Source organism: Duganella fentianensis, assembly GCF_964031615.1.
Classification (GTDB): domain Bacteria; phylum Pseudomonadota; class Gammaproteobacteria; order Burkholderiales; family Burkholderiaceae_D; genus Rugamonas; species Rugamonas fentianensis_A.
This window is the reverse complement of sequence record NZ_CAXIQN010000013.1, coordinates 204922-220173: the sequence shown is the minus strand read 5'-3', so window position 1 is coordinate 220173 and position 15252 is coordinate 204922. Positions and strand designations below refer to the sequence as shown.

10 protein-coding genes are annotated in these 15252 nt (G+C 62.6%); 2 read left to right on the top strand and 8 right to left on the bottom strand.

Features of this window, described 5'->3' with window-relative positions; genetic code table 11:
• Nucleotides 1-3 precede the first annotated feature (3 nt).
• From ABNT42_RS09020 to ABNT42_RS08995, 6 genes are all read right to left on the bottom strand, one after another.
• Nucleotides 4-5697: an Hpt domain-containing protein gene (locus tag ABNT42_RS09020; protein WP_348696338.1), complete on the bottom strand. Its 5694-nt coding sequence runs from the start codon at nucleotides 5695-5697 to the stop codon at nucleotides 4-6.
• Nucleotides 5698-5726: 29 nt separating this feature from the next.
• Nucleotides 5727-8033 (bottom strand): methyl-accepting chemotaxis protein, encoded by a 2307-nt coding sequence (locus ABNT42_RS09015; RefSeq protein WP_348696337.1) that lies wholly within the window; start codon nucleotides 8031-8033, stop codon nucleotides 5727-5729.
• A 65-nt stretch (nucleotides 8034-8098) separates the two neighbouring features.
• Entirely contained in the window at nucleotides 8099-8632 is a 534-nt protein-coding gene (locus tag ABNT42_RS09010; protein ID WP_348696336.1) for a chemotaxis protein CheW, read from the bottom strand.
• A 2-nt stretch (nucleotides 8633-8634) separates the two neighbouring features.
• Nucleotides 8635-9000: a response regulator gene (locus ABNT42_RS09005; RefSeq protein ID WP_348696335.1), complete on the bottom strand. Its 366-nt coding sequence runs from the start codon at nucleotides 8998-9000 to the stop codon at nucleotides 8635-8637.
• A 17-nt stretch (nucleotides 9001-9017) separates the two neighbouring features.
• Nucleotides 9018-9434, bottom strand: coding sequence for a response regulator (locus tag ABNT42_RS09000; RefSeq protein WP_348696334.1), 417 nt, complete (start codon nucleotides 9432-9434; stop codon nucleotides 9018-9020).
• Nucleotides 9435-9537: 103 nt separating this feature from the next.
• Complete coding sequence (locus ABNT42_RS08995) at nucleotides 9538-9729, bottom strand: rubredoxin (RefSeq protein ID WP_348696333.1); 192 nt, start codon at nucleotides 9727-9729, stop codon at nucleotides 9538-9540.
• A 57-nt stretch (nucleotides 9730-9786) separates the two neighbouring features.
• Between ABNT42_RS08995 and ABNT42_RS08990 the strand changes: the two genes are divergently transcribed.
• Both ABNT42_RS08990 and hemL read left to right on the top strand, forming a co-directional pair.
• On the top strand, nucleotides 9787-10632 hold the full coding sequence (locus tag ABNT42_RS08990; protein WP_348696332.1) for a bifunctional hydroxymethylpyrimidine kinase/phosphomethylpyrimidine kinase: 846 nt from the start codon (nucleotides 9787-9789) through the stop codon (nucleotides 10630-10632).
• Between the two features lie 16 nt (nucleotides 10633-10648).
• Entirely contained in the window at nucleotides 10649-11935 is a 1287-nt protein-coding gene (gene hemL, locus ABNT42_RS08985; RefSeq protein ID WP_348696331.1) for a glutamate-1-semialdehyde 2,1-aminomutase, read from the top strand.
• A gap of 130 nt (nucleotides 11936-12065) precedes the next feature.
• On the opposite strand, the gene ABNT42_RS08980 is transcribed toward hemL, so the two are convergent.
• A complete protein-coding gene (locus ABNT42_RS08980) occupies nucleotides 12066-13376 on the bottom strand; it encodes a nitrate/sulfonate/bicarbonate ABC transporter ATP-binding protein (protein WP_348696330.1) in 1311 nt (436 codons plus the stop codon).
• 38 nt (nucleotides 13377-13414) lie between these two features.
• Nucleotides 13415-15145, bottom strand: a complete 1731-nt coding sequence (locus tag ABNT42_RS08975; protein WP_348696329.1) for an ABC transporter permease subunit — start codon at nucleotides 15143-15145, stop codon at nucleotides 13415-13417.
• Nucleotides 15146-15252: the final 107 nt, after the last annotated feature.

Here is a 15252-nt window from a genome sequence, read left to right as displayed (position 1 = left end):
GGCTTATTTCTCGCCCTGCTCCAGCAAGCCTGCTATCGCCTGCAACAGCACCTCCTCCTGATACGGCTTGCCGAAGTAGGCATTCACGCCCAGTTCCAGCGCCAGATTGCGGTGCTTGTCCGCGCTGCGCGAAGTAATCATGATGATGGGGACGTGGCGGCTACGTTCGTCGCCACGCACATTGCGGGTCAGATCGAAGCCGTCCATGCGCGGCATCTCGATATCCACCAGCATCAGGTCCGGCACGCTGGTCTGCACCTGCTCGAGCGCATCCACCCCGTCCTTGGCCAGTATGACGTGATAACCCTCGCGCTCCAGCAAGCGCTGGGTTACGCGACGCACGGTAATTGAATCATCCACCACCATGATGCTGCGCGCCGCCACTTGCGGCAGCGCCTTCTCCTGCGTGGCCTGTGCATAGCGTTCGCGCAATTCCGGATGCTGGGCCAGATGCTGCACCAGCGCCAGCGGATTCAGAATCAGCACGATTTCACCGGAGCCCAGTACCGTGGCACCGGAAATGCCCACCATGCGCGCCAGCTGCGGGCCCAGATTCTTGATCACCACCTCGCGGTTGCCCTGCACTTCATCCACCACCAGCGCCAGCCTTTCCGCACCGTGACGCAGCATCAGTACAGGCGCCGCACGCAGCGCAGCAGAAGGGCCGGCATGACCTAGCAAAGCGGGCAGATAGTCGAAGGCCATCTGCTGCCCCTGCAGGCTGATGCTGCCATGGCTCTGGCCTTCTGCCAGCAGGGCTTCCTTCAGCTGCGCTACCTGCTCCACCATCACGGCAGGTATGGCATACGATTTGTCACCGGCACGCACCAGCACCACTTGCGATACCGCCAGCGTGATCGGCAGATGCACGGTGAAGCGCGCGCCCTTGCCAGCTTCGGTCGCCAGTTCCACGCGGCCACCTAGCGACTGGGCTTCCGACTGCACCACATCCATACCCACGCCGCGACCCGACAATTCCGTCAGTTCGCTGGCAGTAGAGAAGCCGGTGGTGAAAATCAGCTGGGCTATCTGGGCATCGCTAGGTGTGGCATCGGCTGCCAGCAAACCATTCTCTATACCTTTAGCACGGATACGGGCCAGATCGAGACCGCCACCGTCATCGCTAAATTCCAGCACGACTTCATTACCCTGCTGGCTCACCTGCACCAGCAGCTCTCCCACTTCCGCCTTGCCGGCGGCGCTACGGGCAGTGCGGCTCTCCACTCCGTGCGCAATCGCATTGCGCACCAGATGTTCGAACGGTGCCGCCATACGTTCCAGCACGCTGCGGTCGATTTCAACTTCACCACCACGGATATCCAGATTTACCCGCTTATCGACTTCCTTGGCGCTCTGGCGGGCCACACGGAACAGGCGTTCGGCGATGCTGGAGAACGGCACCATGCGTACCCGCATCAGATCATGTTGCAGTTCCCGGGTCAGGCGCGCCTGCTGCAGCAGATCATCCGCAGCGTTTTCCACACTGCGCTCCAGTCCTTCGTGGAAGGCTGCCACGTCATTGACACTTTCCGCCATCATGCGGGTCAGTTCATGCAGACGGGTAAAGCGATCGAACTCCAGCGGATCGAATTCGCGTTCGCCCGAGATCGACATGCGCGATGCGATCTGCGATTCGGCCTGCATTTCCACTTCGCGCAACTGGCGCTGCAAGCGCTGTAAATTTTCCGAGAAGTCGCCCAGCGCAGTGCGCAGGGTGACTACTTCATTTTCCAGCCGCGAACGGGCGATCGATACTTCACCCGCCTGATTCACCAGCCGGTCGAGTATATCGGCCCGCACCCGCACCACCGGTGCTTTGCCGGGCGCCTGATGATCCTCGTCGGCAGGCGCTTCCGTGCCTGCCTGCTGTGGCGCTTCCAGCGCTGGCGGCTGGTGCAGTTGCTCCAGCAGCAGCAACGCATAGTCGTACTGGGTCAGCAGTTCCTCGAAGGCGTGCGGCGTGGCGGCACCGGCCTGCAGCATGTTCTCGATATGGGTTTCCATTTCGTGCACATGCTGGCCTAGGCGCATCGCTCCGGCCATGCGGGCGCTTCCCTTGAGCGTATGCAGCAGACGCACCAGCGCCTGCGCCGGCTCCTTATCTTCCGGCTCATGCTGCCATGCGCGCAGCGCAGCGCCAATTTGCGGCAGCAGATCAGCGCCCTCCTCTAGGAATACTGGCAGCAGATCGGCATCCAGTTCATCCGTATAAGTGGCCGCTGGCGCAGGCTCCGTCGTTGCAGCAGGCACCACCTGCATGGACATCGGCGCAGGGACGGCTTCCAGCACAGGCTCTGGCTCTGGCTCTGGCTCTGGCTCTGGCGCAGATTCTGGCTCTGGCGCCGACTCAGGTTCCGGCGCTGATTCAGCTTCTGGCACGGGCTCGGCTTCCGCTTCGGCCAGCGGCTGCACCTCCTGCTCTAGCGTGGCTTCAAGCGCCACTTCGGCTGGCTGCGCAGCGATAGCCTCTGGCTCTGCCTGCGGAATCGGCGCCAGTTCGGGCGCCAGTGCAAGCGGCTCGGCCATGCGCAGCGGCGGCTCCGCAAAAGTGTCATCAAACGCTGCATTGAACAGATCGTCGATACTGTCCTCGCCACGCGCTTTCACCATCTCCGGTGCCGCCGTAGCAACACTATCTGCACTATCTGCACTATCTTTGGCACTGGCGCTGATTTCGGCAAAGGTGTCCCGGAACAGCTGATCCAGCGCCGTATCCATTGGCTTCTGCGCGTTCAGGCTGTCCATCGTGTCGGCCACCAGATCGTCGAGCCGCGCTTCGATATCGGGACTTGCTGCCGGCAGCGTGGCTGCCAGCTGGCTTGCCAGTTCCTGTAGGGCGGTAATCAGTTCCGGCTGCGCTGCGGGCATTTCCGCCGCAGCGAAACTCTGCAGCATCTGGCGGATGCGGGCGATGGTGAAGTCCAGCAGATCATGCTGTACCTGATCCAGATGCGGCGCTGGTGGCAGCAGTGCCTCCAGCGTCGCTTCCAGTGCCAGCGCCAATTCGCGCAAAGCCTTGAAGCCTACCGTGCCGGAAGTGCCAGCCAGCGTATGCGCGGCCTGCAGAGCGGCCGGATTGACCGGGCGACGTGGCTCGTGGCGCCACTCGCCGAAATCCTGCGCCAGCAAGCGCACCAGCTCGTCCGTCTCATGCAGATAGATGTTATACAGCGGCAGCGGGATTTCCAGCTCGCCCACCTGCTTCACGTTATCGTCGCGCGCAGCGGCGGCTGCGATGGTGGGGAATTCGATCACATTGCCATTGACCACAGGTGTCGGACGGGCTGGTGCAACCGCTTCCGGCACGGTCGTCCCATGCTCTACGGCGGCCAGTTCGGCCGCAGCCTCCTCATGGACTTCTGGCTTGACCTCGACCACTGACTCCTCAGAGACTTCCGGATCGGCCGCAGCCACTGCCCCATCTGGGAATTCCGGCGCGGCTACGGGCTGCTCCTCCGGCACGCCATGCTGCAAACGGGCAGCGGCCGCAATAATGGCCGTGCCATCCAGCGCGGACGCGTCGCTGGCCTGCAGCTCAGCCACCCACACCGTCATCTCGCGCTGTGCCATTGCCAGCAGATCGAACAAAGCAGGGGTAGCTGGCTTGGCATCGGCCAGCCAGTTATTCAGTACGCGTTCCACGGCATGGGCTGCATCGGCGAACTGAAACAGCGCCACCATCCGCGCGCTGCCTTTAAGCGTATGGAAAGAGCGCCGCAAGGTCGCCAGCTCCGCCTCATTTGCCTCAGCCGCTGACCCGGCCTGCGCCAGTGCAGCACCTATCGTCTGCAGCACTTCCTGTGCTTCGGTGACAAAGATCTCAAGCAACTCCGCCTGCGTAGCTGCTTCCTGGGTGGCACTCGTTGCCACTGGTGGCACCAGTTGCAGCGCCGCCGGTGCCGCAGTCACGGGTTCATCCAGCACAGGCACATTGCTCACTGCCGCCAGCTTACGGAAAGGCACGGAGCGGAACCGGCCCAGCGTGGCATCGAACGCAAAGCGCTGGCGCGCTGCTGCCGCATTCTGTCCCAGCATATCGAGGAAGAAGCCCAGCGCGCCCACATTCTGCGCCACTTCTTCCAGCGTGGCCGCGTCGCTGCCTGCGCTCACGCCTTGCGCCAGCGCGGCTACCGTGGCCTGCACATGCTGTGCGGCGCGGGTAGCATCATCCTGATCCAGCACTGCCAGCGCCCCCTGCAACTGGTGCAGCACGGGATCCAGCTCCAGCAGACTGGCTCGCAGGCTGGCGTCGGCATAGAACTCGTCCAGCGTCTTCTCGACCTGCCGCAGACTATTTTTCAATTCGTGCGCCAGTGCGACCACCGTATCGTCCTGCTGCAACTGCTCGGCGATACCATCCTGCCACTGGCCGGTTGGCGGCGGCGTGCTGCCACTGGCCAGCGCATGCAGGCGTGCGCCTAGCGTATCCGCGTGGGCCGCGAAATCGCCGGGCAGATGGCGGATCTGCGCCAGCCCATGTTCGGCAAATAACAGAGTTGAAGCGATTTCCAGCGCCAGCGCATCGCTACGCCCCGTGTGCGCCGTGTGATCGGCCACGCTGGACAGCTCGCGCATCAGCGCCCCCAGTGCGGGCAGGTTCAGTTGTTCGGAAGCGCGCGCCACGTCGGCCAGCGCCGAGCTAAAGCCCGCTTCCAGTGCCGGGTCGTGTTCGGACGCTGCCAGCCGGTCCCACGCCGCCTTGGCTTTAGTCATTCCAGCCTGGGCGTGCGCCAGTGCGCCATTGTCGATGCGGCCATAGCGCTTCTGCTCGTAGTTGGCCGGCACCTGCCCATCCAGCGCGAAGCTTTTGCGGATCTGCTGCACGGTATCGGAAGCGAGCGTGGTATCGGCCGCCGCGACGAAGAACAGCGCATCGCGCAACATACCCTCCGGCTGGGATGGATTGCCCTGTGCAAGGCGGCGGATCTGCAGATTAATCAGACCAAACAACTGCTTCACATACAGGCTGCCGGCCAGCTTGCCCGTTGCAACCAGTTCGGCGAAAGCCTGCATGGTGCGCCAGAAGGTCTGCGCCTGCGCTTCCGTCTGCAAAGCGGCAATCGCCTGCACGGCTGCCAGCAAGCCTTCGGCATGTTCCTGCTGCTGTTCCAGATCAGTGCTGCGCAGATAAGGCAGCAGAGATTTTTCAAAGCTGGCGCGATGCGCGGCGTACTCGCTGGCGGCAACCGGCGGCACGACAGCACCGCTGGCAGATGGTGCTTGCGCCGGCACTGCGGCCTGCATAGGCGGGAAGAACAGGTCAGCCGGATGGATACGCTCCGCCCCCAGCATCTGCTGCAAAGCCTGATAGTAAGGGAACAGCCGTAGCGGCTGCACCTGAGAACCGTCCAGCAACTCCTGCAGATATTCCACCAGCGCCTGATAGGCATCGGCCACCACCTGCGCATGGTCGGTACTGCATTTCAGGCTGCCATCCTTGAAGCGGTCCAGCGCCGTTTCCGCCAGCCGGGTCAGCTGGGTAGGCCCGTCCAGATCCACCATCTGTAGCGCGCCATGCGCCTGATGCAGATGCGAGCGTGCATGCTGCAACTGGGTAGCCTGATCTTCTGCCGCGCGCCCGCCCGCCTCGAACAATGCCGTCTTCGAGCGTGCCAGCGCTTCGCGTATCTCCACCATCACCCACGACAGCGGGCCGGTATCGAATTGCGGAACAGGTGGAAAAACTGGTGTGGTCATACTTGCCTCGGTCTTTCAGTTCTGGCGCATCAGGTCGCGATGCGGAAGCGCGCCACGGAATTCTTCAATTCCTGCGCCAGCACTGAGAGCTTGTGAATGGATAAAGTGGTCTGCTGGGTACCTTCCTGCGTCTGCTCGGTCACCATCAGGATATGCTGGATATTCTGCGCCACGCCGCTGGCCGATGTGGCCTGCTGGCTGGTAGCTAGGGCGATGCCGGAAATCAGTTCGGCCAGCCGATCGGATACTTGCGAAATGTCGTTCAACGCGGCACCGGCAGCATCCGACAGGCGCGCGCCTTCTACCACGCCCTGGGTGGACTGCTCCATCGCCGCCACCGTATCATGGGTATCGGTCTGGATGGTGCGCACCAGTGCACCGATCTGCTTGGCCGCTGCAGCCGAGCGTTCCGCCAGCCGCTGTACTTCCTCGGCTACCACCGAGAAGCCGCGCCCGGCTTCGCCAGCCGATGCTGCCTGTATCGCGGCGTTCAGCGCCAGCACATTGGTCTGCTCGGTGATATCGGAAATCAGCTCGGTGATCTCGCCGATTTCCTGCGACGATTCGCCCAGTCGCTTGATGCGCTTGGACGTGTCCTGGATATGTTCGCGGATTTCGTGCATGCCCTTGATGGCATTGGCCACCGCGGTGGCCCCCTGCTGGGCCGCCGCCACCGACTGGCGCGCCACCTCGGCCGATACACTGGCCGAACGCGACACATCGTTGATCTGGTCAGCCAACTGCACCACGGTGGCGGAAGCGTCGATGATTTCGCGCGACTGCTGCTGCGAAGCTGCCAGCAAACCGCTGGAAATTTTCTGCGCCTGACTGGATGCCTGGGTAACCTGCTCGGCGGTTTCCGTCACCCGCCCCACCAGCCCGCGCAATTCTTCCACCGTGTAGTTGACCGAATCGGCGATGGCACCGGTGATATCTTCCGACACTGTGGCCTGCACCGTCAGGTCGCCGTCGGCCACTTCCTGCAGTTCGTTCATCAGGCGCAGAATCGCCGCCTGATTCTGCTCATTGGCGGCCCTGGCCGCTTCTTCCTGCTGCTGCGAATGCTGGCGCATGGCCTCCGCTTCACGCCGGCGCCGCTCGGCACCGCGCGTACGCAGCAGCGAATCGAGCAGCAATACCCGCCCGATCGCGACGGCCAGCAGCAGCGTCAGCATACCGCAGCTCACCATCAGCCAGAACGGCAGACCCAGTGCATCCTGCTCGGCGCGATAGGCTTGCTGTAGTGCGCCGAGACGCTGGCGCAGCGCTTCGTTGTCACTGAAGATCAGCTGTTCGGCATTTTTCGCCGCACTAAATTTATCCAGCCGGTCCAGTATGCCCGTCACCAGCTTCTGGTAATCCTCGAAATCCGCCTTCAGCCCAAGGATTTTTTCACGCAGTTCCGGTACCCGCACGGCGCCCAGTCCCAGCGCCGCACTACCGTTAAGGAAGCCATCGAGCGTATTGCGGAACACCGTGGTATCGCGCCCCAGCTGGAAGGCGGTGTCCGAACTGATCCCGCCCAGCGTGAGAAATTCACTGGCGTTGCGGCTCATGCGCTGAGTCAGCATGGTCAGCTTGCCCAGTGCCGCAATCTCGCGCGGCGTGCCGCCCTGCTGTACCTTCAGCGCCAGCACTTCCTCGGTGCGCTGCAGCAGATCGGGCGACATGGCATTCAGTTCCTTGAGGGTTTTCTCCACCCCGCTCAGATCTTTTTTCAGCAGCAGAATGGTACCGGCAGCCAGATCGGAGGCCTGCCACTGCTTGCGCGCCGCCGCCACCTCAGGTGCCAGCGCGGCGATAGGCTCGCCCAGCCCACGCCCCTGATAACTGCCACCGCGCAGCATGAGGGTAAAAGCATCATTGAGTTCCTTACGGCTCTGCGCCAGCTGGCGGAAGCCTTCTTCGCTGCCCTGCACGGCATTCGAGGCCGCTTTACCGATACGTTGCGAATGCACCAGCGCATCGCTGGCCACCTGCGTCTGGTTCGAACGGTGGGCGCTATGGATGGTATTCAGGGCCACCGCGCCCACACTGAGCAGCAGGCTCACGGCCAGGGTGGACGACAGGATGCTGAGCTGACGCTGGGCCGGCAGATGGCCGATCAGCGGCAGCCGGAAGCTGCTCCCCGCATCCGGCGGCGCGGCCGTAGCCGTCGCCGGAGCGCGCAGCACCAGCGCATCGCGCAGGCGCAGCGGTACCTCGCCCTCGCTACTAGCGGCGGCCGGCTCCTGCGTCTGCTCCTGCGCCTGCTGCTGCCCCATCATCAGCGTATCGCCGCCAGCATCGTCCGCCGCTGGCTGGGCTGGCCGGGTGCCGCGCGAGAATATCCCCATCTTGGTCGCCTTTCCTTGCATTCACCACCACAGGCAGCGCTGCCGCGCCTGTGATCCCCGAAACTCTATAAACCCACTTGCAGAAAACCGGGCTCGCGCACCAGCCGCGCCAGATCAAGCCGGTGCCAGCGCTGCCCTGCCGCATCGTCAAACTGCTGGCTACACCATGCCGGCGCAGCAGCGAGCGCTTCCTGCTCCACCATCTCGGCCAGATAGCGCAGCCCTAGCACCGCCTCCACCCGCAGCGCGCAATGCAGTTTCAGCACCGGTGCCAGCGTAATATCGCGCTGGCCCGACGAAACCGGCGCGGTTGGCTGGCCCTGCAGATAGCTGTCCAGCGCGACCACGCCCGTCAGCTGGCCACGGATATTGGCCAGACCCAGATACCACGACTGCGTCAGCGGCACCGGCGTGAGCGCCTGCAGCGGCACAATTTCACTGATCTGTGTCAAGTCCAGCAGACAGTGACGGCCGCCGATCACCACGCCCAGTTCGCGCCCGCCAGTGGCTGGCCCGGTTTTCGCCGCCTGCATACGCTCCAGCAGCTGCACCTGATACTGGCGCAGACGGCTGCGGCGTTCCGGCGTGCTCGCTTCCATGTTCAACCCAGTTCGGCGATGCGGGCCAGCAGTTCTGCCGCGGCCACCGGCTTCACCAGATAGGCGCAGGCACCCTGCCGCATGCCCCAGATCTTGTCGGTTTCCTGATTCTTGCTGGAGCAGATAATCACCGGCACATCTTTCAGCTCCGGATCACGCGCGATGGAACGGGTGACCTGAAAGCCGTTCGCGCCGGGCATCACCACATCCATCAGTATCAAATCCGGCTTGCTGGCGCGGATCTTCAGCATGGCTTCCTCGCCCGTTTCGGCCGTGCTCACGCTATAGCCCTGACGGATCAGGATATCGCTCAGGTAGTAGCGTTCGGTGGGGGAATCATCAACGATCAGAACGTGGTGTATGGCCATGCTGGGTTCCCGATGGTTTAACCGGCCGTCTGGCCGCTGGCCGGCGCCGCGCCCGTATGCTCGCGCACTGCCGCCAGCAGGCTGTCTTTGGTGAAGGGTTTGGTCAGGTAGGCAGCAGCGCCCACCATGCTGCCGCGCGCGCGATCAAACAGGCCATCCTTGGAAGACAGCAGCAACACGGGCATGGCATGGAATTTTGCACTTTTCTTAATCAGCGCACAGGTCTGGTAGCCATCTAGCCTTGGCATCAGGATGTCGCAGAACACCAGCGCCGGCTGATAGTCAGCGATTTTGGCGAGCGCATCGAAGCCGTCTTCGGCCAGCACGACCTGATAGCCTGCCTGCGTCAGAAACATCTCGGCCGACCGACGGATGGTATTGCTATCGTCGATCACCATGATGGTCAGATTTTGCGCAGTGGGAGAGTCAGTCATACGCTACACGCTAGACGCTGGACGGATAGCCATACCATAGCATAGGCAGAGCGCCATGGGCGTAAATCGCGCGACTGCGCGCTGCACGCCATCGCCATCGCCATCAGATGGCAACCATCTCGAAATCGTCCTTGCGCGCGCCGCACTCGGGGCAGCTCCAGTTCATCGGTACATCGGCCCAGCGCGTGCCGGGGGCGATGCCCTCGTCCGGCAGACCGGCCTGCTCGTCGTAGATCCAGCCGCAGATCAGGCACATCCACGTCTTGAATGGCTGCGTTGTTTCATTGCTACTCACGTTAGCCTACCCTTCAATCTAGTAAAATGCTGAATCAGGTATCTTAATCTACCCGCCGTGCAAATCCAAACTTCTCCCTTGATATTAAGCTTTGGCGCCGCCGATCCGGCTGGCGCCACCGGCGTGCAGGCCGATCTGGCGGTTTTTTCCGCGCTGGCCTGCACCGGCCTGAGTACCACCACTGCGTTGCTGATCGGCGACAGTGCCCGCATTGAAGACGTGCAGGAAGTCGATCCGGACTGGGTGTCCGATCAGGCCCGCGTGCTGCTGGAAGACATGACCGTGGCCGCCTTCAAGGTGGGTGCGCTGACCAATGTGGAGCAGGTGGCGGCGATTGCGGAAATCCTGTCCGACTATCCCGATGCACCGCTGATCCTCGATCCCTTCAGCTCGCGCCTGCCAGCCCTGTCCGACGATGATGCCGAAGAAGTCATGACCGCCGTGCGCCAGTTACTGGTGCCGCAGGCCACCCTGCTGATGCTGTCGCAGGTAGAACTGGGCCGGCTGGCCGAAACCTGGCGCGAAAATGCCGAAGACAGCATGGAATCGGACATCGAGCACCTGCTGGCACTGGGCTGCGAATTTGTACTGGTGACCGGCACCAGCGCCGCCGCAGCGCCAGGCGAAAGCACGGCACCGAATACCCTGGCCAACACCCTGTATGGCGCCGACGGGCTGATCAGCCACGACGCCTGGCAGCACATGGCTGGCCCCTTCATCGGCGCCGGCGGTACACTGTCGGCTGCCATCGCCGCCTTCATGGCGCGCGGCGCCGACGCGGTTGACGCCGTGGCCACGGCGCAGGAATATACTGTCGGCGCGCTGGCCCATGCGCAGCGCTACGGGATGGGCAAACTGGTGCCCAACCGTTTTTTCCATCTCCAGCAAGCTTTACCTATTTGAACTCGACGACGCCATCATGACTACCACTTCCAAGAACGATCAGCTGTTCGAACGCGCCCAGAAAACCACGCCCGGCGGTGTCAATTCGCCGGTGCGCGCCTTCCGCTCGGTGGGCGGCACGCCGCGCTTCATCACCCGTGCCGAAGGCCCGTACTTCTGGGATGCCGACGACAAGCGCTACATCGACTACATCGGCTCGTGGGGTCCGGCCATCGTCGGCCACGCTCACCCTACCGTGATCAAAGCCGTGCAGGAAGCAGCCACACGTGGCCTGTCGTTCGGCGCGCCGACCGAAGGCGAAATCCTGATGGCAGAAGAAATCTGCCGTCTGGTGCCATCGATCGAACAGGTGCGACTGGTATCGTCCGGCACGGAAGCCACCATGAGCGCGCTGCGTCTGGCCCGTGGTGCCACGGGGCGTGACAAGATCATCAAATTCGAAGGCTGCTACCACGGCCACGCCGACGCCCTGCTGGTGAAAGCGGGTAGCGGCCTGCTCACCTTCGGCAACCCGACTTCGGCCGGCGTGCCGGAAGACTTCGTCAAGCACACGCTGGTGCTCGACTACAACAACGTGCAGCAGATCGAAGACGCCTTCGCCTCCTACGGCGACGAAATCGCCTGCGTAATCGTCGAGCCAGTGGCTGGCAATATGAACCTGATCAAAGCCACGCCAGAGTTCCTGCAGGCGCTGCGCAATCTGTGCACCAAGCACGGCGCGATTCTGATCTTCGACGAAGTGATGTGCGGCTTCCGCGTGGCACTGGGCGGCGCCCAGCAGCTGTACGGCATCAAGCCTGACCTGACGGCGCTGGGTAAAGTGATCGGCGGCGGCCTGCCGGTGGCAGCCTTCGGTGGCAGTGCTGCTTTGATGAGCAAAATGGCGCCGCTGGGCGCCGTGTATCAGGCCGGCACGCTGTCCGGCAATCCAGTGGCGGTAGCCGCCGGCATGACCACCCTGCGCCTGATACAGGAAGACGGCTTCTACGATCGCCTGAGCGCCAGCGCCACCCGTCTGGCGGCCGGCCTGACAGAGGCTGCACGCGCGGCCGGCATCGAATTCTGCGCCGATGCCATCGGCGGCATGTTTGGCCTGTACTTCAGCGCCACGCCACCGAACAACTACGCCGAAATGATGGCCGGTAACCGCGAACGCTTCAACGCCTTCTTCCACGCCATGCTGGACGAAGGCGTGTACTTCGCACCAGCCGCCTTCGAAGCAGGCTTCGTCTCGGCCCAGCACACCGATGCCGTGATCGACGAAACCATCGCCGCCGCCGCGCGCGTCTTCAAAAAGCTGTAAAAGCCTGGGGTCAGGTCGGGCAAAGTGCAGGTGTCAGGTCGGGCGTTGGTGCAGCCTCGGCCGTTGCCCCATTGCCCGACCTGTCACCGACACTTTGCCCGACCTGACCCCGAAGTTAGAAATTGCGAAGTTAGATTTCGTCTTCTTCGTCTTCCTTGGCCATCTGGATCACGCCGGTGTTGAAGTTGTATTCGAACAGGTCGCCGTAACGGCCCCATTCGATCGCCACCCGCAGGGCCTTCTCCGCTTCTTCCGCACTCAGCGTGAACCGCAGCAGCTTGAGGAACAGATCCTCCGGCAAGTCACCTGATTTATCCTGTTCCAGGCCGTGACAGATGTAGGCGATCAGCGGCACATGTTCAAGCAACTGGTGGCCGAACAGCTCCTGCCGCTCGGTATTGCTGGCTGCGGCGTATTTACTGCCTAATTCCGTCAGCAGAATGTCGCCATTGGTCAGATAGGCAAAGCCCAGCAGAATCAGCCCGTTCAGCACTTCCAGCAGTTCCGCGTCGGTCAGTTCCGTCTCTTCGGCCAGTTGCGGCAGGTCGGCACGGCCCATGAAGGGTTCTTCGGCCAGCAGTTCCAGTATCCCTTCCATGTGGGCGATGCCGGCTTGCGGCAGACGGTCGCCCAGTTGCAGCTTGACTTCCTTTTCGCTGATCAGCCCACGGCGGCCAGCACCGGCCGTCATCAGCTCATACACTTTGTCGATCAGCTGGCGCACTTCATTGCTCTCCGCCTTGCGCGGCTGCGGCAGCGAAATCGGCAACTCGGCGCGCACCCGACCCGGATCGCTGGCGAAAACCAGCACGCGGTCGGCCATCATCACGGCTTCTTCGATGTTGTGCGATACCACCAGTATGGCCTTGGTGGGAATCTGGCCCGACTGCCACAGTTCGAGGATTTCTTCGCGCAGGCGTTCGCCCGTCAGCACGTCGAGTGCGGAAAACGCTTCATCCATCAGCAGAACTTCCGGTTCCATCACCAGCGCCCGGGCGATGCCGACCCGCTGGCGCATACCGCCCGACAGTTCGCGCGGCAACGCGCCTTCGAAGCCAGACAGGCCGATCAGATCGATCACCTTTTCGGCACGGCGCGCCCGCTCCTCGGCCGGCATGCCCTGCGCTTCCAGCCCCAGTTCCACATTCTTCTGCACCGTCAGCCACGGGAACAGCGCAAACGACTGGAACACCATGCGGATACCGCGCGCCGTGCCATACAGCGGCATGCCGCGATACAGCACCTGCCCCGCGTCGGCCTGGATCAGCCCCGCCATGATGCGCAACATGGTGGATTTGCCGGAGCCGGACTGGCCCAGCAGCGCGACAATTTCGCCTTCATGCAGGGTGAAGTCCACGCCCTGCAGCACGGCGCGGGCGGAACCATCGGCGCCACGGAAGTGCTTGCCGACGGCTTTCAATTCGACGATAGGAGTGCTCATGTTTCGATTCCGTTACTGATTCCGTTACTGTTAGCGCACTAGAAGTGCAGGCGGTTCTCTGCCAGCGTGTACAGACGGCGCCAGACAAAATGGTTGAAGCCCATGACGAAGATGCACATCACGCCTATGCCCAGCGCAATGCGGGGGAAGTCGCCCGCCGTCGTCATCTCCTGAATATAGCTGCCAATGCCGTGCGCTTTCAGCGTGGTCGGCCCCCAGCTCACATATTCAGCCACAATACTGGCATTCCACGAACCGCCTGTCGCCGTAATCGCCCCCGTGACAAAACTGGGGAAGATGGCCGGCAGCAGATAGCGGCGCCATTTGAGCCAGCCTGTCAGGCCGAAGTTCTGCGCCGCGTGGCGCAACTCGGTCGGAATAGTGGATGCACCGGCAATCACGTTAAACAGCAGATACCACTGGGTGCCGAGGATCATCAGCGGCGACAGCCAGATATCCGGATTCAGATGGAAGCGCACAATCGCCACCACTGCCACCGGAAACACCAGATTGGTGGGGAAAGCCGCAAGGAACTGCGCCACTGCCTGCGTGCGTGAAGCCCAGCGCGGGTTCATGCCTATCCACACACCGACCGGCACCCACACCAGCGCGGCCAGCGCCAGCAGCAGGATCACCCGCACCAGCGTGTACAGCCCCAGTACGAACACGTGCCCCACTTCGCTCCAGCCCACTTCCGTGCGGATGAAGTGACCCAGACTCCACAAGGCGTAGAACACCACGGCAGCAATCACCGCATCCCATACACGCTGCGGCACCAGCGAAGGCTGATCGCGCCGCGCACGGATCGAGGTGCCGTCATGACTGAGTCGGAACAGTGCAATCGAGCGCCCCAGCAGATCGCCGAACCATGCCACCATGGCCTGCGTACGCTCGGTACGGCGCAGCCACGTCAGCAGCCACGATTGCTGCGCCGTGTCGCTCCCCGTCTCCTCGAAACGGAAACGGTCGGCCCATGCCAGCAGCGGGCGGAAGAACAGTTGATCGTACATCAGCACAGCCACGAACATGGCGCCAATCGCCCAGCCGATAGCGTGCATATCGCTCTGTGCAATCGCCAGTGCGATATAGGAGCCGATGCCGGGCAGCTTGATATCCTGCCCCGACACCGAAATCGCTTCCGAAGCCACCACGAAGAACCAGCCGCCGGACATCGACATCATCATATTCCACAGCAGGCCGGGCATGGCGAACGGTAGCTCCAGCCGCCAGAAGCGCTGCCAGCCCGAGAGCTGATACACCTGCGCCGCTTCCGACAGTTCGGCCGGCACGTTGCGGAAGCCCTGATAGGCCGAGAAGGCCATATTCCACGCCTGCGAGGTGAAGATGGCGAAGATGGCGGCGCACTCCACGCCCAGCAGATTACCGGGGAACAGGGCGATGAAGGCCGTCACGGTAATCGATAAAAAGCCCAGAATCGGGATCGACTGCAAAATATCGAGCAGCGGCACCAGCACTTTTTCCGCCAGCCGGTATTTGGTGGTCAGGGCCGCGAACACGCAGCTGAACACCATCGATGCGCCCAGCGCGATAAACATCCGCAGCGTGGTACGCAGCAGATAGTAAGGTAGGTTGACAGGATCGAGCGACAGCGGCAGCGCCTGCCCCAGCTCATAGGGCCGCGCCATCTGCTGGCTACCGTAAGCCATCAGCACAAAGACTGCCAATACGATGGGTAGCAGAGCCCAGTCCCAGCGGTTACCGCCGGCTTCCACCACCTGACGGGGGAAAAATTGCCGTTTCTTGTTCATGTTCGCACTTTCGTTGGCCAGCATACCCGATGCGTTTGACCGGAAAGTGACACTGGCGCGATTTTAAGCGATAAAACCGGCCAACTTTATTACAGTACTGAAAGTTC

What these genes read in the sequence shown, in the direction of transcription:
- ABNT42_RS09005 (WP_348696335.1), bottom strand. Translation starts at nt 9,000, where the DNA reads ATGGCCATACACCACGTTCTGATCGTTGATGATTCCCCCACCGAACGC.
- ABNT42_RS09015 (WP_348696337.1), bottom strand. Translation starts at nt 8,033, where the DNA reads ATGGGGATATTCTCGCGCGGCACCCGGCCAGCCCAGCCAGCGGCGGAC.
- ABNT42_RS09000 (WP_348696334.1), bottom strand. Translation starts at nt 9,434, where the DNA reads ATGACTGACTCTCCCACTGCGCAAAATCTGACCATCATGGTGATCGAC.
- hemL (WP_348696331.1), top strand. Translation starts at nt 10,649, where the DNA reads ATGACTACCACTTCCAAGAACGATCAGCTGTTCGAACGCGCCCAGAAA.
- ABNT42_RS09010 (WP_348696336.1), bottom strand. Translation starts at nt 8,632, where the DNA reads ATGGAAGCGAGCACGCCGGAACGCCGCAGCCGTCTGCGCCAGTATCAG.
- ABNT42_RS08980 (WP_348696330.1), bottom strand. Translation starts at nt 13,376, where the DNA reads ATGAGCACTCCTATCGTCGAATTGAAAGCCGTCGGCAAGCACTTCCGT.
- ABNT42_RS08975 (WP_348696329.1), bottom strand. Translation starts at nt 15,145, where the DNA reads ATGAACAAGAAACGGCAATTTTTCCCCCGTCAGGTGGTGGAAGCCGGC.
- ABNT42_RS09020 (WP_348696338.1), bottom strand. Translation starts at nt 5,697, where the DNA reads ATGACCACACCAGTTTTTCCACCTGTTCCGCAATTCGATACCGGCCCG.